Origin of the sequence: Deinococcus arcticus, assembly GCF_003028415.1 — a bacterium.
GTDB lineage: Bacteria > Deinococcota > Deinococci > Deinococcales > Deinococcaceae > Deinococcus > Deinococcus arcticus.
Map to the genome: position 1 here is coordinate 57,963 of NZ_PYSV01000017.1, position 15,592 is coordinate 73,554.

Below are 15,592 nucleotides of genomic sequence, written 5' to 3' on the forward strand. Positions count from 1 at the left end.
GGGAGCGCAAGACGGCATGGCACACCCTGATGGTTCCAGGCGTTCCATGCAGCACCGCTGAAGTTCTTGGCCGCCTGAAGTGCCGTTGTCCTGCCCGGATTCAGCTGAGGACTCAAAGGCCGGGGAGAGGCTGGAAAGGCCTGACCTGCCAATGCTCCACCCCTCTGAGATGTTTAAAGATGATTCTTTTAAACAAAAAGAAAAATCATCACTTCATCAGTGCTCCGCCTGTTCAAAAGACAAATGTCGTCCTAGACGAAGAAAATTGTCCTTGAACCCCGAATTTCCCCCCAAACTTGACGAATAAACCCTCCAAACTTGACGAATAAATCGGCGCGTTTCCCCCAAACTTGACGAACAAACCCCCCAAACTTGACGAACAGGACCGTTGCGTTCCCCCAAACTTGACGAACACGCCAGCTGTAGGCCATAAACGCCTCTGGGACAGAGAAAATGCTGTTTCCCCCAAACTTGACGAACCATCTTGCCCCAAACTTGACGAACCACTTCCCCCAAACTTGACGAACCACTTCCCCCAAACTTGACGAACCACTTCCCCCAAACTTGACGAACTTAATCTGGCAGCAGTGATCGCAGGCGTTCTGCTTTATCAGCTGGCGCCTGGGTGATGTCCCGGGTGACCAGCCGGACGACCGTCACCACGTCCAGCTGGCCCGCCAGGACCGCGGTCCGCAGGCGGTCCCGATCGAGAACGGAGAGCAGTGGCGTGACCCGGGCGAAGGTCAGCAGGCGCTCGAGTCGCGTGAGCTGCCGTTCCGGTGAGAGGGCCTGCAGTTCCTCAATCTGCTGCGCTTCAACTGTCGCCGCTTCCATGTCGCCCAGGACCTTCGCCGCCGGTGCCGGGCGGGGCTCGTCTGCCTGGACTGGCACCACCTCGGCGTACCGCTCCGGGTGGATCAGCATGTCGCGCAGCAGGGCGCCCGCGTTCTGCTTCTTCCCCGGGTAGGCGTCGAACCGGCGCAGCGCGAGGTGAATGGGAACCGGATCAGGATGTTCGCTCAGGTATTTCCCGGCCACGGCCGGGTACATGCCCCGTTGCGTGAGGGCTTTGAGCAGGTCCGGGTCAGGCAAACGGTCGGTCGGCGCGAACACGTAGGTCAGCTCCTGCGCCTTTCCTCGGCCGTTGACTTCGACGTCCAGCAGGATGCCGCGCTCCCGCAGCTCGTCATGCGCCGGCTGCAGCACCCGTCTGATCTTGTCCGGTTCGGTGCTGTAGATGCTCAGCCGCTCGCCCCATTCCAGCAGGTTGAGCGTCACCCGGTCCTGCGCGGACCCGGAGTCCCAGCGTAGGGCGTCCAAGACGCGGTATACCGCCCGGACTGGTGGACTGCTGAGCTCCCGGTACAAGGTCAGGTCGAGCGGCTTGACGTAGCCCTCCCGGATGCTCCGCGCCACCTCGTCTGGCAGCCGGATCTCCAGGACGCTGCTCGCGTCGTACTCGTCCTCGCGGGTCGCCGTGACCTTCCAGAGGTAGTTGAACGTGGCGTCCATGTGGCGTTGCCGACCCTGTGACCACCAGCCCTGGGTGATCTGATAGCTCGTGCTCTGCAGGCGCCGCAGACACTGGCGCACCTCGCGGTAGTAATGCGCGCTGCCGTGCAGCCCGGCGGCCAGCAGCAGCCGGTGCATGGACACGCGCACGGTCCCGTCTTCAGGGCACCCATCTTCGAGATACAGATTGATGATGGCCACCATCACGTCGTTGTCCAGGCCGTGGGGCACCACGTGGCCGGTCAGCGCGGTGCAGGTGACCGTCACGGTCCGGTCACCACTCTGGTACGTCCGGGTCCAGCTGGTATAGCTGGCCGGGACGCGGGATTGGGCGCTGATGAGTGAGAGCCGCGCGACGTTCAGTTCGTCATGACCGCTGTGGGTGCCGTCACCGAGGCGCAGCGGCAGCGGCACGTCGGCCGTCACATCCACCGCGCCTTTCCGGGAAGGCCGACTCATCGCGGTGGGGCTCCCACCGGCAGGGCAGAACACAGAGCTCTCACAGGGCCTTCAGTGTACCGGTTCGGGCAGAGGCGAACCGCCCTTTTTACGAGGTTGATCTTCCCTCAGATGACCGCGAGGTCGTGTACGGCATGACCAAACGCGACTGAAAGACCTGTCAAATAGCCCATTTCCTCTGCTGTTGTTCCAGAAGTCATCCGATTGCCCCCTCCGCTGGGGGCCTCTGCACCGCTCAACACCGTGAAGGCCTTGAAGGATCACCAGGACAACGACTGACCCGCAACGTTTCCTGTCACGCGGTACCGGGCGCCCTGGCCCAGCCGGGCCGAGGGGCCCCCAATGAGCCCACCAGAAGTCGCTCGAGCCCTCGCTGAGTGACTTCGGCGACGACCCGGGCCGAACGCGTGACGATGTTGCTTCAAGGAAGGAGCCATATATGCACCGAGGGGCCCGGGGGTTGACGTGCATGGTACGGGACCCCCGAGTCACCTCAGGGAGATGCCCCTTCATGGTTTCCACCCTGTTCCAGGCCCATGGACGGCAAAGCCAGCTCGAGCGCCTCCATCGCAGCGTCGGCCAGTTGCGGGTGGTGTGAGCCTGGCCAGTAGGTCGCGCCACGCCGCATCAGTCGGAGGTTCAGCAGGGCCATCGCCCGGGTCGTTGGCCCTGCAGAGATCAGGAAGGCTGCATGATCTTTCCCAAATGCCCGCACCTCCGTCTGGTCATGTCCTCCAGGCTGATAGCGGTGGCCAGTCACCTCGTATTCTCCCTCTTCGAGCTGGGCCTGCCAGTCGCTTCCGAGATGCTCGGCCAGTGGGGAGACCGCCAGGTGGATGCTCACCTCCAGGCCGCTCTGGTGGCCGTAGATGGAAAAGGTCTCCTGCATGTTCAGGTTGACCCGGCAGTACAGGGTGGCCTCCCTCCCCGGGCCGTAGGGCAGGCACGTGACGGTCCAGAAGGCCTGCTCGGTCCGCCGTGGGAACGGCACCGTGGCCTGCAGGTACAGCCCCAGCAGCACCAGGGCGTCGTGCGCGTGAGGCAGCGTCATGAACTGGTCGAACTTCCGGCGTTGACGCCGTCTGAGCGATTCGTCGTGCACATGAGGCGGGTCATCCTGCAGTTCGGCCTCGCCCTGGGCCCAGGTCTGCTGCTCCTGAGAGGTCACGACCTCGTCGAATGGCCGCCCCCCCCGGACGACACTCATGTGCGTGAAGTTCCTCAGCAGCATTCCTCCGGCTTCTAGGCTGTGGATACAGCGCTGCTCCTGCGCATCGAGGTCGTCCCTGGGAACGGCCTTGAACGTGATCCCTGTGAGGTCCGCATAGGTCTTGCGGTGCTGCAGGTAGCGCTTCGTGACGTCGACAGCCTGACCAGCGTAACGTTCCCCATCGGCGAAGCCCAGGACGTACAGGCCGCACCGCTGGCCGGCCGGGTACAGCCCGGCGATTGATGCCTTCCCGGACACGTCCTGCCAGTCGGGGAAGCCGAGCTCCTGCAGCAGGTGGTCAGGCACCGGTTGTCCTCCGGACGGTCCGGCCGTCCCTGCCGAAGAGCCGCTCGCCAGAGGCGAGCACAGCGTTCCGGTCGGGGTACATCCAGGCCTTCAGGCGTGCGTTCAGTTCGGAACGGACGCCCCGGCACTCCTGCAGCGCCGTCGCCAGGATCTCGTCGCGTGGTTGGCCCCACGTCCGTTCGAGAGCGATCAGGCGCACCCAGGCCTCTCTGTCCGAATCCAACAGTTGCTTCGCGTTCATTTTCTCCTTCCTTTCTCTTTCGTCCAGGTGCCGTCCTTGACCGGCTTCAGGTCTTTGACGGATGGCACGTAGAGGTAGACCCAACACGGCACGGCGGACTGGTCGGGGTCGTCCGTGGCGCTCAGGGCAACACTGCGGTGGCGGCGGAACAGCGGTGGGTTGTCATTGACCCCTTCGATCACGTCGAAGGTCTGCAGCGCCTTGCGGATGGTCAGATCGGTGAACTCGTAGACCACGCCGTGCACCAGGTCCCGGGGATCATCGCTGCGGACCAGACAGGGGTAGTCCATTCCGCTGTCATAGAGACGGTACCCAGCCACAAAGGCGGGTTGGTGCCCTTCCGGCAGGTTGCCCTCGACGATGCCGGCGCGCAGGAAGCCAGGTTTCATGCTGCCGTAGGTAAAGAAGTGTCTCGGAAAGTCGCCGGTTTCCGGCGACCCGAAGGTGACGGTCAGCCCCACGGTCTCGACGATGCGGGCGACGCCAGGCGGGACGAGCTGAATCTTGCCGGCCTCCACAGAGCTCACGTACTGGCGGGTGACGCCGGCTTTGCTGGCGACCTCCTGCAGGGTGAGTCCCAGCAGTTCACGCCGCGCCCGGATCTGCTGGCCGTCGAGCTGAACGCTCACGCCGCACCTGCCAGCCACCAGTCGAAGAGCCTGAGCCAGGAGGGATTCTCGTGAATCAGGGTTTCCGGATGGAACTGGACACCGATGGCGCCGGCTCGGAACCAGGCTTCGGGGAGCCCGTCGGCGGCGCGGCCGATGACCTCGAGTCCATCGCCGAGACGATCGATGCCCTGGTGGTGGGTCGAATTGACCTGAGTGCGGTCGCCGAGGTGACGGGCGCCTGTTCCGCTGAAGGCGACGGAATGCACCGGGAGATGACCCTGGCCACGCTCAGTGGCGAGGTCCTGGTAGAGGGTGCCGTTCAGCGCGACGTTGAGGAGCTGCGCGCCACGGCACAAACCAAGAAAGGGCAGCCTGGCGCCGAGCAACCCGTGCATGAGGTCCAGATCACGGGCGTCGCGCGCCTTGTTCACGTGACGGCAGGCGCGGTCTTCCTGCCCGTAGAGCTCAGGATTCAGGTCGGGCCCACCGCCCGCAAGCACCGCATCGACCTCACTCAATTGCAAGTGTGACTTGACGTGAGTGAGTCGGCTGTCCGGGTAGTAATGATGAAAGATCCGCTCGATGTCGGCAATCCTGCTGCTCTCGAAGACCCCAACGCGCAATTTCATGGTTGACACTTTAGGCCACGTGCAGAGACGTGTCAAGTGAAGATTTCAAAGATACTCTTTAAATGCTGATGTTTGTGCGCTCAGACGCACTGATCCTTCCTTCAGACGCAGATTTGTCAAGTGTCAGTTTCCGCGCAGCTCTATTCGCAAGGAGGCACAGGCCGCTCTCTGGACATGGGTCCTGGAGCTGGTGGGCCCCTTAAATCGGACCGGATCTGCGGTATCCAGTCAGCACGGATTGGCGTTACCCGCAGGCGCCACCGGCTCAGCGGGCCAGCCCCATTCAGACAAAAGGACGGCCCCATCGCGGATCCCTGCCTCCTCCCCCGAGTGACGCACCTGAAGAAAACAACTCAGGGAGCTTCGGTGAAAATGCTGCGCCGTCCTGTCGGTGCCGGTTGTATTCATCCTGTCTGCGTCGGTGGACGACTCACTTCCTGGCGGACTGCTCCCTGGTCTCTCTGATTCTTATCACCGTTGACAAACCGTTCTTGACGGCCCCCTGAGAAAGAAAGGCCCGTGCCACGAGAGTGGCACGGGCAACCGGAAGGTCAGACGGCATGAGGACGGCCGCTCCCTATTCGTCCAGGTCGATCTCAGGCTGAGGCAGGCTTGCCGCCAGCGCCCGCGCTTCAGCTGAAGCGCTGAACTGGCCAGTGAGATCGCTGAGGAGCAGGCGATGCGTGTCGAGCAGCGCTGGGGTCCCGCCGTCGAGGACGTACGCCAGCGGCGTCTGGCCTTCAAAGGGCGCCCGTCCGTTCGGACGCCCGAACCACCCGCCTGCTGAATGGTCGGCGTACAACGTCCGCAGGGCCGTTGCGATCTCCACGCTCAAACGCAGACGGGTCAGCTGCTCTGGGGAAAGGTTGAGCGGGAGCGGGGCCTGCAGCGCGCGCCGGAGCGTGTGACGCTCCAGCCCCAGGAGCTGCGCCTGCTGAGGCTGTGTCAGACCGACGGCCGTCAGCAGCTCAAGCACCAGCGACAGGGTGGCAATCGGGAGGGCTGAACTGCCGGCGGTGTGTGCCATGACTGTTCCTTTTGAGCCCTGAAGAGGCAAACCATAACGCTTGGCCTGTGGCGCCCGCACACGGGGTTTGCGGTCACGGCCGTGGCGCTCACTCAGACTGGTAGGTGCCGCTGCGCCGCTTCGCTTCTTGACCGGCGCGGCGCAGGGAACGGACTCGGCGCATCGGCAGGACACCGAAGCGGGCCAACCCCCGGTCAAGGATGTTGAATGCCGCGTTGGTGTCCGCGTGCTGCTGCCCGTCACACTCAGGGCAGAAGAACTGTCTCCCCAGACGTTTGCCGATCGTATGGATATGGAGATGGCACAGGCGGCTCGTCCCACGCGCACTGACCCGCTTGAACGGCACACCGGCCCGGTACAGCCCTTGTGGGAGCCAAGCGAAGTGGAAGTCGAAGGTCGCCTGCAGGCGGCCATTGGCCACAAACCCGCCCCACATGCCCTCGAGGGTCAGGGCCTCGGCGTAGACCGTCCGGCCATGCTCGGCGAGATACCGGATTGCGGCTTCGGCCTCTGCACGCCCGACCGCGTAGGTCAGCATGCGCAGCACCCACCGTTCTGCTTCCTCGTAGTCACGGCGGCGGCGCAGGTCATCCAGCAAGGGAAAGTGCTGGCCACCGAATCCCAGAACGCGGCGGTCCCCGCCGGCCGCGCACACCACCGGTGAGCTGCCCAGGTCGACCCCAAAGGTCGTCCGGACGGGCGCGGACAGAAGGTCGGCACTCGGATTCAGCTCGCAGCCGAGTGCGGTGAACCAGTGGCCCTCATCCGTCCGGATGAAGCGGGTCTGGTCGGGCCGCCAGCTGGCCAAGAACCCACTTGAGGGGTTCACGAGTTGTGCCGGCTGCTCGCTCCGGAGCCCACCGGCGACGACCGCTGACAGCTGCCGTCTGAAGGCGTCAACGCCGGTGTCCGGGTCATGCAGCGCCTGCAGGAGGGCGTCCAGCCCCTCGTACTGCCGGAAGAGTGGGGAGGCCGCGACCACCGCGATCAGCGGCGCTGAAGGCAGGGCAAAGACGTCTGTGCGGAGCACGTGCTCACCGACCTGCAGGTGATGCGCGTCGAGGGCCGTCACCTGCAATCCTGCGGGCAGGTCGAAGATGCGGCCTTTGGGGCCGTGCGTGCTGGCTTCCGAGGACCGACCCTCGAACAGGCTCTCGAGGAGTGGGTAGCTGGACGTGTGGTTGCGAGTGATGAATCTGTCGGGATCGTGAAAAGCCATGTTGGTGGTCCTTGAAGTGGCGAGAACGGCGTCACGCGGTGTCGGCTGACGGCCAAACTTCTGTTTGACCCACACCAAAACCGCCCCTGGCCAGGGGCGGTTCTCACGAGAAGATGGCTACTGAACTGCGTGGATGCTCTGTGTTCACCGCACCGGATGCGGAGCCCAGCTGCTTTCCTGCTCGTTCTGGCTGCGCTTCAGGGCGTGTGGATGAAATGGAGCGGCTACATCGAGGGCGCCTCAGTGACATTGAGCGGAAAAAGGAGGCAGCAACCAACCGACGCCTGTTGGTCCTCGTCGGCGATGCCGTCCCCGTCACAGCCGAGATGTGGGCGGTCGCCAGGTTGGCCCGTGCGCAGGAGCATCTCGCCGGCGCACAACGGCGGAAGTGCGGCGCTGAAGTGGAGAGAGGCGCGAGCGCCATGACCGGAGTGTCTGCGCCCTTCTCTGTGGTCATGACGTTCTGGCCAGGAAACGTACCTACTGGCCGCTCTCCTCGTACGAACCGAGCAGGACGTTTCCCAGGAAGGAGAACAGGCTGGAAGTTGCGTGAGCCCACAGGAGGAGGTGACAGGAACCGCACGGAGGAGCGATTGGCCGTGAATGCACGCGGCATTCCAGGTGCCCCCTCGAGGGCGGCCAACCTCCTGCGCCAGAGATTGAGGCGGTGCCCGCGTCGAGACGCGTCTGCCTGGGGTAGGGCACAGTGTAGGCTGACCCTATGCAGGTGTTAACGGTTTTCAATCACGCCGGCGGAGCGGGCAAGACGAGCATCGTGCGTGACGTGGGGTTCGAGTTGGCGCAACAGGGGCTCAGGGTGCTGCTGATCGATCTGGATCCACAGGCCAACCTGACCGCGTGGCTGGGCGTGGCCGAGCCCTCGCTTGAGCAAACGGTGTTTGACCTGGCGACCGAAGGGGCACCTCTCCCCCATCCCATTCCAGTGCACGGGCTGCATCTTGTGCCTTCGCAGGTTGACCTGGCGCTGGCCGAAACCGGAATGTTGGGTGTGCCGGGATCGCAGCTTTTCCTGCAACAGGCACTTCGGGACGTGGCGGAGCAGTACGACCTGGTCATGATCGACAGCCCGCCCAGCGTCGGGCAGCTGGCAATTCTGGGCGCTGCCGCTGCTGACCGCCTCATCGTGCCCATTCCGACCCGGACCAAGGGCCTGAACGCATTGCCTGGACTGCAAAAGGCCACAGGCCTGTACCGGCGCCTGCGTCCAGGGCTGGGTGTGGCGCTGTACGTCCCGACCATGTACGACGCGCGGCGCACGCATGACCGGGAGGTGCTGTCGTACCTGCAGGCGCACCTGACGCCGTTGGCAGATCCGGTTCCGGAGCGCGCTGCGGTCTGGTTGGACAGCACGATGGCGGGGGAGCCGGTCGGGCGGTATAAGGCCGGTTCACCTGCACATCAGGACGTTCTGCGCCTGACGGCGCAGGTGGCGCAGGCGATCGGCGTCGAGGTGACGGCGTGACCCGGAAGCGCCCGACGCCGTCTGCAGGTCTCCTGGGCCTGCTGGGTGCCACGGCGGACGTGATGAAGGTGCCAGAACAGGCGAAAACGATCCTGCCGGTCGCGCAGCTTCAACCTGGCGTGGGTCAGCCGCGGCGGGCGTTCGATGAGGCGAGTCTTGCGGCCCTGGCTCAGAGCATTCGGGCCGAAGGCGTGCTGCAGCCACTGCTGGTGCGCCCGGTGGGGGAGAGCTACGAGATCGTGGCGGGCGAGCGGCGCTGGCGGGCGGCCCAACTGGCCGGGCTGAGCGAGGTCCCGGTGCTTGTTCGGGAACTGGACGACCGGCAGGCCCGAGTGGCGGCCCTGGTGGAAAACCTGCAGCGCGAGAATTTGAACGTTATCGACGAGGTGGACGGCAAGCTCGCTCTCGTGGCGCTGGCATTGGGACTGGAGCCCGAAGGCGCCCGGACCCGCCTCATTCGCCTGCTGGCCGAGGAGCGAGGTGAGGAGCACGCCACCTTGGATGAAGTGTTCGCTCCCCTGGGCGAGTCCTGGGCTTCGTTCGCGAAGAACAAGCTTCGGGTTCTGCGCTGGCCCGCCGAGCTGGTTGAGGCGCTGCGCCAGGGGTTGCCGCTCACTCTGGGCGCGGTCATTGCGTCCGCACCAGCCGAGCATCATGCCGCTCTGATCACCCTGGCGCAGGGCGGCGCGTCGCGTTCCGAGCTGCGGGCGCAGGTCGGGCAGCTGACCGCCTCGACGAAGGTGGCGCCGTCCCGCGCGGCCCTGGCCGTCCGGCATTTGGGGAACCGGCGCTTTATGGAGAAGCTGTCTCCCGAGGACCAGCGCGCCGTAGAAAAATGGTTGGCTCGCATGCCTGCCGTGCTCCTCGGCGGGAGCGAGTAGCCCTCTCGTACCGGTACGAGAACGCCCCCGCCGGGGCGTTTTTGCCGTCCCACAGCACCGATAGACTAAGTGGCCGCGCAGAGGAGTGAGAGACGGCGGACCCTGGGGGCGGCCTGCGGGGGAGGGAAGAGCACCACCCACTCTCTGGGATCACAGAAAAATGGCAGAGTTCCGCAGAACTCTCCCAGGAACCAGTAGGCGTGCGGCCTTCAGGCGGCATTCCCGTCTGGCCACACCTTCCTGGCGCCCTGGATGTCTGAGCCAGGTGTGGATCACGGCCTGCTGCTCGAAGGCCGTGACGGTCATGTCCTGAAATGGGATGGTGACCGTGCTGTGTGCCCGGAGCACGGGTGGATGCCGCAACTCGTAGAGGTAGAGTCCCGTCACCGGCTCGGTGCTGTTGAGTTCCTCGTCCCATTGAGGTGCAGCGCGGAGCGCCAGATGCATGCCCATCCCCTAAGCTCGGTGTGCCCGGGTCTGGCGCACTTCGCCGGCCACCAGGGTCAGGGCGCTCGGATGCAGGTCCTGGTCAGAGGTGTTGTGAAGGGTGGCGTAAGCCATCAGGGCGACCTGTCCGTCAGGGTTGAGGGCGAGCTGATACTGCGCACTCCAGCGCACCGCGTCCGTGAGGTAACCCAGGTGGCCCTCGCCCGTGCCAGTGAGCTGGTAGCTGACCTGGACGTGCGCGTCCTACCCCGACTGGGGCGGCGCGGTGGGGAAGCGCAAGTGGTTAATGGCGGCATGAAAGTAGGTACCCTGCGCGTCCTGGACCAGGAGATCTGACGCCCTGATCAGGGTGACATCCTCATACCCCTCCGTATCGCGGAGTTTGATCAGTTGGCCTTCGAGGGTGGTGAGCCACGGCACCTCAGGCATGACCATGACCGACGCGTACGGCAGGCCAGTCAACGTCAGCGACTGCTCCCGGATCTGACGCCACGTGGCTTGAGAGAAAGTCAGATCCAGAAGGTCTGCGTCACTTTGTACGCGTAGGCGCACTTCTGAAAACGTGTTGTACACCCGCAGGTGGACGTCAGGGAGGAAGTCACTCGGATCTCCAGGAACGAGCGGATTGAAGCGGAAAGGGGAGGGCCTTTGGCCGGGATGTCGCGTCGTTGAGAAGCGGCGCGGTGATCATGTCACCAGAGTGCCTGACTTTTCGGTTCAGCCTCGTGCCTGCCCGGCCAGGAGGTCGATTCAGGACTCTGGCAAGATCATCACTGAGCGGCTTCTCCCATCCCAACCCAGTGATCACCCCTGGCCCTGCCCTCTCTGTCTTTCGGCGATTTCGACGGCAACCCAATCAAGCAGTCGGATCAGTCAGGTAGGGATTGGGTGGTGGCCCGGAAAAGGAAGGCACTGCCCCGAGGCTCTCCCAGCTCAGTTCACGGAGCGGCTGGGCATGCGAGAAATGTGCGTGGGTGATGGGCAGCAGGCCGCTGTGCAGAAACGGGCGAAGTCCCCTGAACCAATGACGGTAGGGTTCATCGGCGCCAAAGCCGGAGCGGGCCACGTCGGCGTAGTCCAGCAGGAACAGGCCTGCGAGATGATTGGGCTTCACGGTTCCATGGAGGAGCTGCGCCCAGGCCTGCGCGCGGGCGTGACCACCCACAGGCAGATCTTCATAGTCCTGCAAGGTGCTGAACCGGCGAACGGCAGGTGTGAAGCGGGCGTCCAGGCACTCGGTCGACACTTCATCCCGCGCTGCGAAGATATGGATGAAGCCGTGGCCACCATAGGACTCGAACCGCAACTGCTCAAACCCAAACCGGTGGAGCTCATCCAGCATCAAAAGGGCACGCACAGTGAAGACAGCGTTGCGTCCGTTTTGCCTTCTGGTCAAAACCGGCACTTCCTCATTGTCAGTGGGCGTCGGCGCGGCCGGCACCAGGGGAGGGGCTTTGGTGGCGCTGTTGGATTCCCATTTCAAGTCTTCATAGGGCTTGGCAAACGAATTGGCCGGGTGCGTGATCGGCAGCAGGTGATGCGGCAGGTGTGCGGCCACTGCCCGGAACCATTCGCGATACGGCAGGTCTGGGCCGAAGCCGTGACGGGCGATATCCGGATAGTCCAGTACGAACAGACCAGCGAGGTGATTCGGCCGCAGGTCGCTGACCAGCAGGCGTTCCCAATGGTCCTTCAGATGCAATCCGTTTGTGGGTTCACGCTCGGAGAGCGGGACAGAAAATGTGCGAGGGGCCGGGATGAAGCGTTCATCGGTGGCACTCGCGTCCGCCTCGTCACCGGCGGCATAGATATGAAGTCTGTCGCGCTCGAAACTGGTGAACCTCAGCCGCTCGAACCCCAGACGGTGCAGCTCGTTCAGCATGAGCAGGGCGCGGATTTTAGAAGCGAGAAGTGTCATTCGGATCCTCTGCACATGCATCAAGGTGAGGTGCGTGGTGGGGACACGGTTGCGAGGGGGCGGGCCAGCGAAGGAGATCAATTGAGCCAATAAGCGTGACGCCAGTGCATACGGGTCTACACTGAAGTTATGCCAGATGAAGAGAAAGGGCTCGCAGGGCAGTCATTCGACATGGACGCAAGTGACCTACCTGAATTAAGTGACGATGAGTTGCTTGAAATCGCTGAGCTGTTTCCGCCTGATCCTGCGTATCTCCGCAAGCGCATGGCAGTCGAAGCAATGCATGAGGCAGGGCAGTTTATTGATCCGAACGACTTTGACGTCGACTGAAATGATTTTACTGAGAAGGTAACTGCTGAACTGGCTGGTCTCAAGAGGCCAAAGCTCACCTGTCGAGGCCCTCAGGGTGTGTCAGTCCATTCGAAGATCGACAAACTGGGCCAACTCTGAATGCTGGCAGCTGTGGCCTTTCCATGCACCGTGCCTGTCGACTCCGTGTTTATCCCCAACGTATCCTGGGTGCTTCTCTGAATTCTGATGCCATCTACCCCAAAGGGCAGGTGCCGGCGCTCCTTGAGCGACTGACACCAGAGGCTATCGTGGCACGCATGCAGGCCCCCTCAATCGCCGGGGCGTGATTTTGGTGGCAGCGGGCGCAAAATATGCGTCGAAGAACGCATACTACGTGCCCATGGAGATTGGACATAAGGACGTCACCGATCTTCCGCAACTGCAAGACGTCATCAACAACCGGCATGCTGGCCGGTCGAGCAATCTCCTTGTCAATGTGACCGATAAAGGGGTTGTGACTTATCTGGCTCAGGGCAGGGTTCGTTACGACACCCGCGTCGAAGATACGTTTTACGCCGAGTTCGGCCCACCAGCACCAAAGACACACTGAGCTCACACAGGTGGATGCACCATGCCGCACAGCGTTTTAACGCTGAGCACATATGGTTGCCGACCTTGACATAAATGTTGATCGCTTCTTGACGACAGTTTCCTCCGCGGAGGCCGAAAGCACTTCATGTGCGCCTGAATGTCAGCCGCCCTGATTACGGTTGTCTTGACGCTGCTTCGACCACACGGCGGACATCTACCACCTGGTCGTCCTCTACCTTCACCAGAAGTTCCAGTTTTTCTGTGTACTGCATCTGTTGGAGTGTCCGTACCGCTGCCAGCATTCGCTTGGGCCGCTGATGATGCTGCTGCACGAGCTTCGCCAATTCCGTGATGGTTGTGGTCTGGCCCCCGAAAACTGGACGGGATGAAATAGAGACTCCGGCTCGCCCCCAGCCGTAGGCTGGAAAGCGAGGCCCACCGATGAAAACGCGCCAGTTCACCGAAGACCAGATCATCAAATTGCTCCAGGACGCCAAGAAGGGCGAGAAACCGATCGAGGAACTCTGCCGGGACTTCGGATGCAGTCCGGCGTCCTATTACGGCTGGAAAAAGAAATACGGCGACACCACCGTGGACGAAGCCAAACGGCTTCGTCAACTCGAGAAGGAGAATGCCCGTCTCCTGCGGATCGTCGGCGAGCAGCGCCTGGAGATCGACGCCATGAAGGGTGTGCTTCAGAAAAAGCGGTGACGCCCACCGAGAAACGCGCGGTGATCCAGGAACTGATCACTGCGCGGGTCAGGCCCGGTCGGGCCTGCTTGCTGGTGGGCCTCCCGAAATCCTCCTGGCACTACCGTGCTACACCGCGCCAGGACAGCGCACTTCGGCAACGGATCCGCGCGTTGGCCCTCCTCCACCCTCGACGCGGCTCCCGGTTCATTCACGCGCTGCTGGTCCAGGAAGGTCAGCACATCAACCGGAAAAGGGTCCGGCGCATCTGGCGCGAAGAAGCCCTCACCATCAAACCGAAGACCAGCAAGAAAATCCGCACAGGGACGTCTATTCCGATGCATGCCGAGTCTCCCAATCACGTCTGGACCTACGACTTCATCTTTGACCAGACCCTGAACGGAACCATCCTGAAGATCCTGACCTTGACCGACGAATTCACCCGGCAGTCGTTGGCCGTGCGGGTCCACGCGTCCTTCACGTCCGCGGACGTGAAGGACGTCCTGAATGAGGTGATCGCTGAACGTGGGGCACCAGGATTCATCCGCAGTGACAACGGTTCAGAGTTCATCGCCCGTGACCTGGGGATCTGGCTGGCCGTCCAGGACATCGGCACGCGGTTCATTCAACCAGGGAAACCGTGGCAAAACGGCTTTGCCGAGAGTTTCCACGCTCGGCTGCGCGAGGAGTGTCTCAACCAGGAAGTGTTCTACTCGGCCAGGCACGCTCAGGTGGTGCTGGAAGGGTACCGGGCGTTTTACAACACCAGCCGGCCTCATTCCTCTCTGAAGTACCGCACGCCAGACGAATTTGCTCAGCTGGCCAGGCGTCAGGCTGAAGTCCCCCTCTGCGGACAGAGCACCGCAGAGGCGGCCGTCATCCCGCCACCTGGGTGAGCACCCACCACCGATGCAGTACCCTTCTCTTGAGCCGAGTCTCTACTCGCGACTGTCCAAACTTTGGGGCCAGCTCAGTTGTGCGGACGCTCTCCCGTTCGGCCACACCCTCAAATTTGGTCTTGAGGACGTCGCCATAAATTTTCCAGTTGGCCTTGAGCTGATCGATCTGTCGTTCAAGTTGGCGCAGTCTAAATTCCATCTGCATAGGAGAGCGGCGAAGTTGTGTGCCCACGGCACAGGTCATCACAGCTGTCTCCTGAGCCAGGAGGGCGATTTCGAGGCTACTGGAGAAGTCTTTGACCCGATCAGTCAATTTTGCCTGGTCCGCCTTGCTGGGTTGCTTCCAAACCACCACACCCTTGAGCCGAACTTTTTCGGCTTTGGCCAGTTCCTTCTGCCGACGGACGAGCTGTTTGTCTGCAGTTTGTATCTCGGCGAGGCATTCCCGGTAGATGGTTTCCAACTGATCCCCGTAGCGCGCACTGTCGCTGCTGGTCAAGGTTCCGAGCTCAAGAAGGGACAGTATTTCCGTGAGGTACGTCAAGTTGCCCTGCAAGCGGCCAATTCGTTGATCGTCGAGCAGGTCCTGAAGTTGATCGAGAGTTTCATTCACCTGTTTGAGTTGCTTACCGATTTCTTGCAGATGAACAGTGGATGTCACTATCGTGGCGACTTCGAAGGCCGCCAGCCCCAACGTGGCAAGCTTGGCCCCCTTGATGGGTTTGAATTTGGCGTGCTGGGTGATCTTTCCTCCGGAACGCGAAAACCCTCGGTACAGGCCAGGCGAGCCTTTGACGCCTTCCAGTGCCATCTGACCAATTTTGGGGTCCGTCACCAAGCGGTAGGTGCCCTTGCTGGCGAGCGCTTGGCCGTGCGACGTCAGAAGGCGAAGTGCCGAAGCAGCGAGCAGGTGATATGACCCCTGCTCGCCTTCCGGGATTACAGGTAGTTTGCGAAGCGCGGTCGCTTTGGCGGCGGTGACCTCAAGAATGGGCGGCTCATGTTCGCTGGCGGCGAGGACGAAATCCATAGAATCATTCATCTGTCAGCCCTCAGTACCCGACACTTTCTGGGGAGTGCGTGTGGAACGGCGTCAAGAGGTCAATCAAGTCGCCCAGGCGGGCTGACTCCCGGCCGAGCGACCGTACCAGTTCCCGCAAACCCATCTTCACCACGCT

General features: G+C 62.6%; 16 protein-coding genes. 6 read left to right on the plus strand and 10 right to left on the minus strand.

The features are described from left to right. Positions 1–573: 573 nt before the first annotated feature. The 7 genes from C8263_RS15375 to C8263_RS15405 form a co-directional block, all read right to left on the minus strand. Complete coding sequence (locus tag C8263_RS15375) at positions 574–1,971, minus strand: replication initiator protein A (RefSeq protein ID WP_107139019.1); 1,398 nt, start codon at positions 1,969–1,971, stop codon at positions 574–576. A 493-nt stretch (positions 1,972–2,464) separates the two neighbouring features. Next, a complete protein-coding gene (locus tag C8263_RS15380; RefSeq protein ID WP_107139020.1) occupies positions 2,465–3,487 on the minus strand; it encodes a hypothetical protein in 1,023 nt (340 codons plus the stop codon). Then, entirely contained in the window at positions 3,480–3,728 is a 249-nt protein-coding gene (locus C8263_RS15385; protein ID WP_107139021.1) for a hypothetical protein, read from the minus strand. The genes C8263_RS15380 and C8263_RS15385 overlap by 8 nt, the downstream gene beginning before the upstream one ends. Continuing rightward, entirely contained in the window at positions 3,725–4,357 is a 633-nt protein-coding gene (locus C8263_RS15390; RefSeq protein ID WP_146160715.1) for a gamma-glutamylcyclotransferase, read from the minus strand. Before C8263_RS15390 ends, C8263_RS15385 begins: the two co-directional genes overlap by 4 nt. After that, on the minus strand, positions 4,354–4,968 hold the full coding sequence (locus C8263_RS15395; protein ID WP_107139023.1) for a gamma-glutamyl-gamma-aminobutyrate hydrolase family protein: 615 nt from the start codon (positions 4,966–4,968) through the stop codon (positions 4,354–4,356). The genes C8263_RS15390 and C8263_RS15395 overlap by 4 nt, the downstream gene beginning before the upstream one ends. A gap of 577 nt (positions 4,969–5,545) precedes the next feature. Further along, a complete protein-coding gene (locus C8263_RS15400; protein WP_107139024.1) occupies positions 5,546–5,995 on the minus strand; it encodes an antitoxin Xre-like helix-turn-helix domain-containing protein in 450 nt (149 codons plus the stop codon). 88 nt (positions 5,996–6,083) lie between these two features. Beyond that, positions 6,084–7,214 (minus strand): zinc ribbon domain-containing protein, encoded by a 1,131-nt coding sequence (locus tag C8263_RS15405; RefSeq protein ID WP_107139025.1) that lies wholly within the window; start codon positions 7,212–7,214, stop codon positions 6,084–6,086. Positions 7,215–7,935: 721 nt separating this feature from the next. On the opposite strand from C8263_RS15405, the gene C8263_RS15410 reads away from it, so the two are divergent. Further along, positions 7,936–8,697, plus strand: coding sequence for a ParA family protein (locus C8263_RS15410; RefSeq protein ID WP_107139026.1), 762 nt, complete (start codon positions 7,936–7,938; stop codon positions 8,695–8,697). After that, the gene (locus C8263_RS15415; protein ID WP_107139027.1) at positions 8,694–9,578 is read left to right on the plus strand and encodes a ParB/RepB/Spo0J family partition protein; all 885 of its coding nucleotides are present in this window, start codon (positions 8,694–8,696) and stop codon (positions 9,576–9,578) included. Before C8263_RS15410 ends, C8263_RS15415 begins: the two co-directional genes overlap by 4 nt. 150 nt (positions 9,579–9,728) lie before the next feature. On the opposite strand, the gene C8263_RS15420 is transcribed toward C8263_RS15415, so the two are convergent. Continuing rightward, positions 9,729–10,025: a hypothetical protein gene (locus C8263_RS15420; protein WP_146160716.1), complete on the minus strand. Its 297-nt coding sequence runs from the start codon at positions 10,023–10,025 to the stop codon at positions 9,729–9,731. Positions 10,026–10,881: 856 nt separating this feature from the next. Further along, positions 10,882–11,907 carry a hypothetical protein gene (locus C8263_RS15430; protein ID WP_146160717.1) on the minus strand — a complete coding sequence of 342 codons (1,026 nt, stop codon included), beginning with the start codon at positions 11,905–11,907 and terminating at the stop codon, positions 10,882–10,884. Positions 11,908–12,072: 165 nt separating this feature from the next. Between C8263_RS15430 and C8263_RS15440 the strand changes: the two genes are divergently transcribed. From C8263_RS15440 to C8263_RS15450, 4 genes are all read left to right on the plus strand, one after another. After that, on the plus strand, positions 12,073–12,273 hold the full coding sequence (locus C8263_RS15440; RefSeq protein WP_107139032.1) for a hypothetical protein: 201 nt from the start codon (positions 12,073–12,075) through the stop codon (positions 12,271–12,273). Between the two features lie 361 nt (positions 12,274–12,634). Continuing rightward, complete coding sequence (locus C8263_RS19020) at positions 12,635–12,844, plus strand: hypothetical protein (RefSeq protein WP_146160718.1); 210 nt, start codon at positions 12,635–12,637, stop codon at positions 12,842–12,844. A gap of 422 nt (positions 12,845–13,266) precedes the next feature. After that, the gene (locus C8263_RS15445) at positions 13,267–13,536 is read left to right on the plus strand and encodes a transposase (protein ID WP_107139033.1); all 270 of its coding nucleotides are present in this window, start codon (positions 13,267–13,269) and stop codon (positions 13,534–13,536) included. Next, a complete protein-coding gene (locus tag C8263_RS15450; protein ID WP_158263829.1) occupies positions 13,533–14,411 on the plus strand; it encodes an IS3 family transposase in 879 nt (292 codons plus the stop codon). Before C8263_RS15445 ends, C8263_RS15450 begins: the two co-directional genes overlap by 4 nt. On the opposite strand, the gene C8263_RS15455 is transcribed toward C8263_RS15450, so the two are convergent. After that, a complete protein-coding gene (locus C8263_RS15455; protein ID WP_146160719.1) occupies positions 14,392–15,456 on the minus strand; it encodes a hypothetical protein in 1,065 nt (354 codons plus the stop codon). The genes C8263_RS15450 and C8263_RS15455 overlap by 20 nt on opposite strands. Positions 15,457–15,592 lie beyond the last annotated feature (136 nt).